Raw genomic sequence first — 7,498 nt, 5'->3', positions numbered from 1 at the left:
CAAGGCTCCTGCCATCAGCTCCACCAAGAGCCTGTCGGGTCACTCCCTGGGCGCCGCCGGCGTTCACGAAGCGATCTACTGCATGCTGATGATGGAAGGCAACTTCATTGCCGGCTCCGCCAACATCGAAGAGCTGGACCCGGAAGTGGCCGATCTGCCGGTGCTGACCAAGACCCAGGAAAACGCCAAGATCGACACCGTGATGAGCAACAGCTTCGGCTTCGGTGGCACCAACGCCACCCTGGTCCTGAAGCGCTGGCAGGGCAAGTAATTCCCCGCCAACACGCCGCACATGAAAACGCCCCGACTGGTTCGGGGCGTTTTTTTGCGTGTTTTTTGTGTGGGAACCAGACGCCGCGGTGTATCTGTCGAACCGCATTATCGTTCTTCGCCCGTAGGAGCGAGGCTTGCCCGCGAACCTGTCGCTGCGGTGTATCTGTCGAACCACGTTATCGTTCTTCGCCGGCAAGCCTGGCTCCTACAGGCGAACCAGACGCCTCGGTGCATCTGTCGAACCACGTTATCGTTCTTCGCCTGTAGGAGCGAGGCTTGCCCGCGAACCAGACGACGTGGTGTATCTATCGGACCGCGTTATCGTTCTTCGCCGGCAAGCCTGGCTCCTACCCCGCGAACCAGACACCACGGCGCATCTGTCGGACCGCGTTATCGTTCTTCGCCTGTAGGAGCGAGGCTCGCCCGCGAACCAGACGCCGCGGTGCATCTGTCGGACCGCGTTATTGTTGTTCGCCGGCAAGCCTGGCTCCTACAGATAGATGAAACTTCTGTCATGAAACTTACCGGGCTGCGACCAAATGCCGCGTGTTTGGCGGGCTTCAGGACTTTCTCCAAAATCGCAAAAGTCTGTTTCCAAATCCAAGAGTTTACTTAGCAGGCTAACTAAATCTATAAAAGAGTCCTGCACACGCCTTGCTGCAGATAACAACGATTTGGAGCTAGCAGATGACTGTAAAAGTAACTGAACGCGACGATTCCCATAAATCCCATGAAGGCGTAGCCGCCGGTATCCGCATCTGGGATGTGTACCAGCAAGACCTGCTGGTCGGTATGTTCCACTCCGAGAAAGACGCCCACAACTACAAGGCCGAACTGGAAACACTCGAGCAACTACGGGAACGACGCTCCGCTTGAGCCATTCACAGGATTGAAAACGACAAACCCCGCCATGAGCGGGGTTTGTCGTTATTGCGCCTTTGACGGCTTACCACATCAGATCATCAGGGATCTGGAAGGCTGCGTACGGATCATCCTCGACGCTGACGTCTTCGGTCTTGACGTTCATCTGCACGATACGCTGCGGATCGCGTTCCTGGATTTTCAGCGCCGCTTCACGGGGGATGACTTCATAACCGCCGGCATGGTGCACGATCGCCAAGGAGCCGTTGCTGAGCTTGTTGCGCATCAGCGCGTTGACCGAAAGGCGCTTGACCTTCTTGTCATCGACGAAGTTGTAGTAATCCTCGGTATTGAGCTTCGGCAGGCGCGTGGCTTCGATCAATTGCTTGATCTGCGCAGTGCGTGCCTTGGCCTCGGCTTTTTCCTGCTGCTGGCGGTTGAGTTCCTGATCGCGCTTGACCTTCTCGGCCTGCGCCTCTTGTGCCGCACGCTGCTGGGAATCATCGAGCTGGATCTGGCCCTTGTGGGCCAGGCGCTGTTGCTTCTGCTTGTCTTTGCTGACCTGCTTGGCCTGCTTCTGGTTGACCAGCCCTGCTTTGAGCAACTGGTCGCGAAGGGAAATGCTCATGGTGCTTATTACTCACTTAGGCAACTGCTCAACCGCAGCTGGGCACATTCTTTTCCTGGCGTTTGGCTTCGCCCCACAGGGCGTCCAACTCTTCGAGGGTGCAATCTTCCATGGGACGATGGGTGTCGCGCAATGCCTGTTCGATAAAACGGAAACGTCGTTCGAACTTGCCGTTGGCACCACGCAACGCGGTTTCCGGGTCGACCTTGAGGTGCCGCGCCAGATTGGCCACGGAAAACAGCAGGTCGCCGACTTCATCGGCAATCGCCACATTGTCGTTGTCGGCCATCGCCTCGAGTATTTCATCGAGTTCTTCACGGACCTTGTCCAGCACCGGCAAAGCATCGGGCCAGTCGAATCCGACCTGCCCTGCGCGCTTTTGCAGCTTGGCCGCACGGGACAACGCCGGCAATGCAGCAGGGACATCATCGAGCAACGACAACTGTTGCGGGGCAGCGGATTTCTCTGCACGCTCCTGTGCCTTGATCTCCTCCCAGCGCTGCTTGACCTGCTCTTCACTCAGGCGCGGAACATCCAGCGGTGCGTACAGATCTCCCGTGGGGAATACGTGAGGGTGACGGCGAATCAGCTTGCGGGTAATGCCGTCGACCACGCCCGCGAACTCAAAGCGTCCTTCTTCCCGGGCCAGTTGACTGTAATAGACCACCTGGAACAGCAGGTCGCCCAGTTCACCCTGCAAGTGATCGAAATCGCCTCGCTCGATGGTGTCGGCAACTTCGTAAGCCTCTTCGAGGGTGTGCGGGACGATGGTGGCGTATGTTTGCTTGATATCCCACGGGCAACCGTACTGCGGGTCGCGCAGGCGGTTCATCAGGTGAAGCAGATCTTCAAGGCTGTACATGCAAGTCTCACCACAAGACCCTGTGGGAGCGAGCCTGCTCGCGATAGCGGTGTATCAGCCGACATTGCGGCGACTGACACACCCTCATCGCGAGCAGGCTCGCTCCCACATGGATTATCTTCAAGGCGTTCGGTTACGCCGGGTTTCGATGATGTTCGGCAACTGGGAAATCCGCCCCAGCAAACGCCCCAGCGCATCCAGCCCCGGAATCTCGATGGTCAGAGACATCAGCGCAGTGTTGTCTTCCTTGTTGGAGCGGGTGTTGACCGCCAGAACGTTGATTCGCTCATTGAGCAACACCTGGGAAACGTCACGCAGCAGTCCCGAGCGGTCGTAGGCACGAATGACGATGTCCACCGGATAGGTGAGCACCGGCACCGGTCCCCAGCTGACCTGAATGATCCGCTCCGGTTCACGCCCGGCCAGTTGCAGGACCGAGGCGCAATCCTGGCGATGGATACTCACGCCACGACCCTGGGTGATGTAACCGACGATTGCATCCCCCGGCAGCGGTTGGCAGCAGCCGGCCATCTGGGTCATCAGGTTGCCGACGCCCTGGATCTGGATGTCGCCGCGCTTGCCCGGTTTGTAACCGGTGGCCTTGCGCGGGATCAGTTCCAGCTGCTCGTTGCCGCGCTCCGGCTCGACCAGTTGCTGCGCCAGGTTGACCAGTTGCGCCAGGCGCAAGTCGCCGGCACCGAGTGCGGCGAACATGTCTTCGGCGGTTTTCATGTTGGCCTTGTCGGCCAGCTTGTCGAAGTCCACCGCCGGCAGACCGAGGCGATTGAGTTCGCGCTCGAGCAAGGTTTTGCCGGCGGCGACGTTCTGGTCGCGCGCCTGCAACTTGAACCAGTGAACGATCTTCGCCCGCGCCCGGGATGTGGTGACATAACCCAGGTTCGGGTTCAGCCAGTCGCGACTCGGCGTGCCATGCTTGCTGGTGATGATCTCGACCTGTTCACCGGTTTGCAGGCTGTAGTTGAGCGGCACGATGCGCCCATTGATCTTGGCGCCGCGGCAGTTGTGGCCGATTTCGGTGTGCACCCGATAGGCGAAGTCCAGCGGCGTCGCGCCTTTGGGCAGGTCGATGGCGTGACCGTCCGGCGTGAAGATATAGACGCGGTCGGGTTCGATGTCGACCCGCAGCTGTTCCGCCAGGCCGCCGATGTCGCCCAGTTCCTCATGCCATTCGAGCACCTGGCGCAGCCAGGAAATTTTCTCTTCGTAGTGGTTGGAACCGGACTTGACGTCAGTGCCCTTGTAGCGCCAGTGCGCACAAACGCCCAGCTCCGCTTCCTCGTGCATCGCGTGGGTGCGGATCTGCACTTCAAGCACCTTGCCCTCGGGCCCGATCACCGCCGTGTGCAGCGAGCGGTAGCCGTTTTCCTTCGGGTTGGCGATGTAGTCGTCGAACTCTTTGGGGATGTGCCGCCACAAGGTGTGGACGATACCCAGCGCGGTGTAGCAATCGCGCATTTCCGGCACCAGCACACGAACGGCGCGCACGTCGTAGATCTGGCTGAACTCCAGGCCCTTGCGCTGCATTTTGCGCCAGATCGAATAGATGTGTTTGGCCCGGCCGCTGATGTCGGCGTCGACACCGGTGGCCTGCAGCTCGTTCTTCAGCTGGGTCATCACGTCGCTGATGAAGCGCTCGCGATCCAGTCGCCGCTCGTGGAGCAACTTGGCGATCTGCTTGTACTGGTCGGGTTCGAGGTAGCGAAAGGACAGGTCCTCCAGCTCCCACTTGATATGACCGATCCCCAGCCGGTGGGCCAGCGGCGCATAGATGTCGAACACCTCACGGGCCACGCGATTGCGCTTTTCATCGTCGGCGGTCTTCACCGCACGAATGGCGCAGGTACGCTCGGCCAGCTTGATCAAGGCGACGCGCACGTCGTCGACCATGGCCACCAGCATCTTGCGCAGGTTTTCCACCTGGGCTTGAGTGCCCAGTACCAGGGATTTACGAGGACTCAGACTGTCGCTGATCGCAGCCATGCGCTGCACGCCGTCGATGAGCTTGGCCACGACCGGACCGAAGCGCTGGCTGACTGCCGGCAGCGGGATCTGGCCTTCACGCACGCCACGGTACAGCACGGCGGCGACCAGTGAATCCTGATCGAGCTTGAGGTCGGCGAGGATCTCGGCGATCTCCAGGCCATAGCGGAAACTGGAATTGCCTTCGTCAGACCACTGACTTTTCGCCTCATTGGCTTTTCGTTCAGCCTCGCGAGCGTACTCGCAGGCTTCCTTCAAGGCTTCGCGATCCAGTGCCAGATCGACACTGACCGCATGATCGAGCCAAGCCTCGAGATTGATACTGCCGTCGGTGTTGATCGGCTGGTGTGCTCTCACCTGTACCATCTTGCTTACCTTCCCTACGACGCAGATTCAATGCGTCAAATCGCTGACCTTCGTTGCCCGTGAGCCCACGTCGGGCTGGTGCGCGGCTGCACGGGCGGACCAGTCGGACCAGACGAGCCGTCCTAGCTCGCTTCAAATAACGCCATGGCTTCGACATGCGCCGTCTGAGGAAACATATCGAGAATCCCGGCACGTTTTAAACGGTAGCCCTGCTTGATCAATTCGGCCGTGTCGCGCGCCAGGGTCGCCGGGTTGCACGAGACATACACCAACCGCTCGGCTCCCAGGGACTTGAGCTTGCGCACCACCTCGAAGGCACCGTCACGCGGTGGGTCCAAGAGTACCGCACAAAAGCCTTCGCGCGCCCATTCGGCATCGGTCAAAGGCTGGGATAAATCGGCCTGAAAAAAATGCACATTATGCAAATTGTTGCTAACGGCATTGGCGGCTGCCCGCTCTACCATCACCTGCACACCTTCTACCGCCACGACCTCGCGCACCGTCTGCGCCAGCGGCAGGGCAAAGTTGCCCAGACCGCAGAACAGATCGAGCACGCGTTCATCCGCGGTCGGTTTCAACCAGTCCAGCGCCTGGGCAACCATCGCTTCGTTGACCCCGGCGTTGACCTGCACGAAATCCCCCGGCCGGTAAGCCAGTTGCAGATTCCACTGTTCCAGACGATAGCCCAACGATTGATCGGCCTCGGCCGGTTGCGGCTCGTCGTCGCCCTGCAACCACAACTGGGCTTCGTGGAACGCGCAGAAATCCTTGAGGATCGTCAGATCGGCGTCCGATAACGGCGCCATGTGCCGCAGCAATACCGCCAGCGATGAACCACTGAACAACTCCACGTGCCCAAGCGCCTGAGGATTGCTCAAGCGTCGCAGCATCTCCGGCAGGCGAGTCATGATCGGTTGCAAGGGCTGTACCAGCACCGGACATTCATTGATACCAATAATGTCCTGGCTGCCGGCGGCACGGAATCCGACGTCGAGTTTCCTTGTCTTCTTGTCCCAGCGCACTGCTACGCGGGCGCGACGACGGTAACCGAACTCCGGACCGCTCAATGGCGCTGCCCACTCTTGGGGCTCGACACCGGCCACTTTGGACAGTTGCTCGGCGAGCATGCGCTGTTTGAGGGCCAGTTGTTCGTCGTGGGGCAAATGTTGCACGCTGCAACCGCCGCAGCGGCCGGCGTGGGCACAAGGTGCGGGGCGGCGCAGCGAGTTGGCCGCGAATACCCGTTCGGTACGCGCCTCGACGATTTTGCCGTGGGCACCGAGCACTCGCGCTTCGACTTCTTCACCGGCCAGTGCGCCGATGACGAACCAGGTACGACCTTCGAAAAACGCGATACCGCGACCGTCGTTGGCCAGGCGCTCGATGTTCAAGCGCTGCTTTTTGCCGGTCGGAATCTGCGGTGCCTTGCTGCCGCCCGCAGGCTGGAAGCGCAGGCCTCTGTCATGTTTGGCCATCAGTTGGGCGCGTCGAAAATGCCGGTCGACAGGTAACGGTCGCCTCGGTCGCAGATGATCGCGACGATCACCGCGTTTTCAACTTCCCTGGACAGGCGCAGCATGGCCGCCACGGCACCGCCCGACGATACGCCGCAGAAAATCCCTTCTTCGCGAGCCAGACGACGGGTCACGTCTTCGGCTTCGCTCTGGGCCATGTCGACGATCCGGTCCACGCGATCGGCCTGGTAGATCTTCGGCAGATACTCCTGAGGCCAGCGGCGGATGCCGGGGATCGCCGAACCTTCCATGGGTTGAAGGCCAATGATCTGCACGTTTTCGTTCTGCTCTTTCAAGTAGCGCGAGACGCCCATGATGGTGCCGGTGGTGCCCATGGAGCTGACGAAATGGGTGATGCTGCCCTGGGTCTGGCGCCAGATTTCCGGGCCGGTGGTGGTGTAGTGCGCTTCCGGGTTATCCCCGTTGGCGAACTGGTCCAGCACCTTGCCGCGGCCTTCGGCTTCCATGCGTTGGGCCAGGTCGCGAGCACCTTCCATGCCTTGCTCCTGGCTGACCAGAATCAGCTCGGCACCGTAGGCGGTCATCGCTGCCTTGCGTTCGGCGCTGGAGTTGTCCGGCATGATCAGGATCATCTTGTAACCCTTGATCGCGGCGGCCATGGCCAGCGCGATCCCGGTGTTACCCGAGGTCGCTTCGATCAACGTATCGCCGGCATGGATCTGCCCGCGCAATTCGGCGCGGGTGATCATCGACAGCGCCGGGCGGTCCTTGACCGAACCCGCCGGGTTGTTCCCTTCGAGCTTGAGCAAAAGGGTATTGCTGGTGGCGCCAGGCAGGCGCTGCAAACGGACCAGCGGAGTGTTGCCGACGCAATCGGCGATGGTTGGGTACTGCAAGGTCATGGCGTATTCGCAATCCAGACTGCGGGGGCGCCTATCATACCGGCAAACCCGCGCCGGCCATATCACGCAAAGTGCGGTGCTTATGGCCAATGGGAATAAAGGCTTTTTATCGGACGGGCGGACGCCATCG

6 protein-coding genes and 1 pseudogene are annotated in these 7,498 nt (G+C 60.4%); 2 read left to right on the top strand and 5 right to left on the bottom strand.

The window, feature by feature from the left end; genetic code table 11:
* Together ACQKP2_RS22935 and ACQKP2_RS22930 are read left to right on the top strand one after the other, a co-directional pair.
* Window positions 1-271: pseudogene (locus ACQKP2_RS22935) on the top strand (beta-ketoacyl-ACP synthase I); the annotation flags it as partial.
* A 689-nt stretch (window positions 272-960) separates the two neighbouring features.
* Window positions 961-1,149, top strand: coding sequence for a hypothetical protein (locus ACQKP2_RS22930; protein WP_427579701.1), 189 nt, complete (start codon window positions 961-963; stop codon window positions 1,147-1,149).
* A 70-nt stretch (window positions 1,150-1,219) separates the two neighbouring features.
* On the opposite strand, the gene ACQKP2_RS22925 is transcribed toward ACQKP2_RS22930, so the two are convergent.
* The 5 genes from ACQKP2_RS22925 to cysM all read right to left on the bottom strand — a co-directional run bounded on the left by ACQKP2_RS22925 (window position 1,220) and on the right by cysM (window position 7,368).
* Entirely contained in the window at window positions 1,220-1,762 is a 543-nt protein-coding gene (locus tag ACQKP2_RS22925; protein ID WP_427579699.1) for a DUF2058 domain-containing protein, read from the bottom strand.
* Window positions 1,763-1,790: 28 nt separating this feature from the next.
* Window positions 1,791-2,624, bottom strand: a complete 834-nt coding sequence (mazG, locus tag ACQKP2_RS22920) for a nucleoside triphosphate pyrophosphohydrolase (RefSeq protein ID WP_427579697.1) — start codon at window positions 2,622-2,624, stop codon at window positions 1,791-1,793.
* 120 nt (window positions 2,625-2,744) lie between these two features.
* Window positions 2,745-4,991, bottom strand: coding sequence for a GTP diphosphokinase (gene relA / locus ACQKP2_RS22915; RefSeq protein WP_427579695.1), 2,247 nt, complete (start codon window positions 4,989-4,991; stop codon window positions 2,745-2,747).
* A 122-nt stretch (window positions 4,992-5,113) separates the two neighbouring features.
* Window positions 5,114-6,466 carry a 23S rRNA (uracil(1939)-C(5))-methyltransferase RlmD gene (gene rlmD, locus ACQKP2_RS22910; RefSeq protein ID WP_427579693.1) on the bottom strand — a complete coding sequence of 451 codons (1,353 nt, stop codon included), beginning with the start codon at window positions 6,464-6,466 and terminating at the stop codon, window positions 5,114-5,116.
* Complete coding sequence (cysM, locus tag ACQKP2_RS22905; protein ID WP_427579691.1) at window positions 6,466-7,368, bottom strand: cysteine synthase CysM; 903 nt, start codon at window positions 7,366-7,368, stop codon at window positions 6,466-6,468. Before cysM ends, rlmD begins: the two co-directional genes overlap by 1 nt.
* Window positions 7,369-7,498: the final 130 nt, after the last annotated feature.

This window comes from Pseudomonas sp. NPDC089569 (assembly GCF_050280625.1).
Classification (GTDB): Bacteria; Pseudomonadota; Gammaproteobacteria; order Pseudomonadales; family Pseudomonadaceae; genus Aquipseudomonas.
The sequence above is the reverse complement of the archived record's forward strand: the minus strand, read 5'-3'. Positions and strand labels throughout refer to the sequence as shown.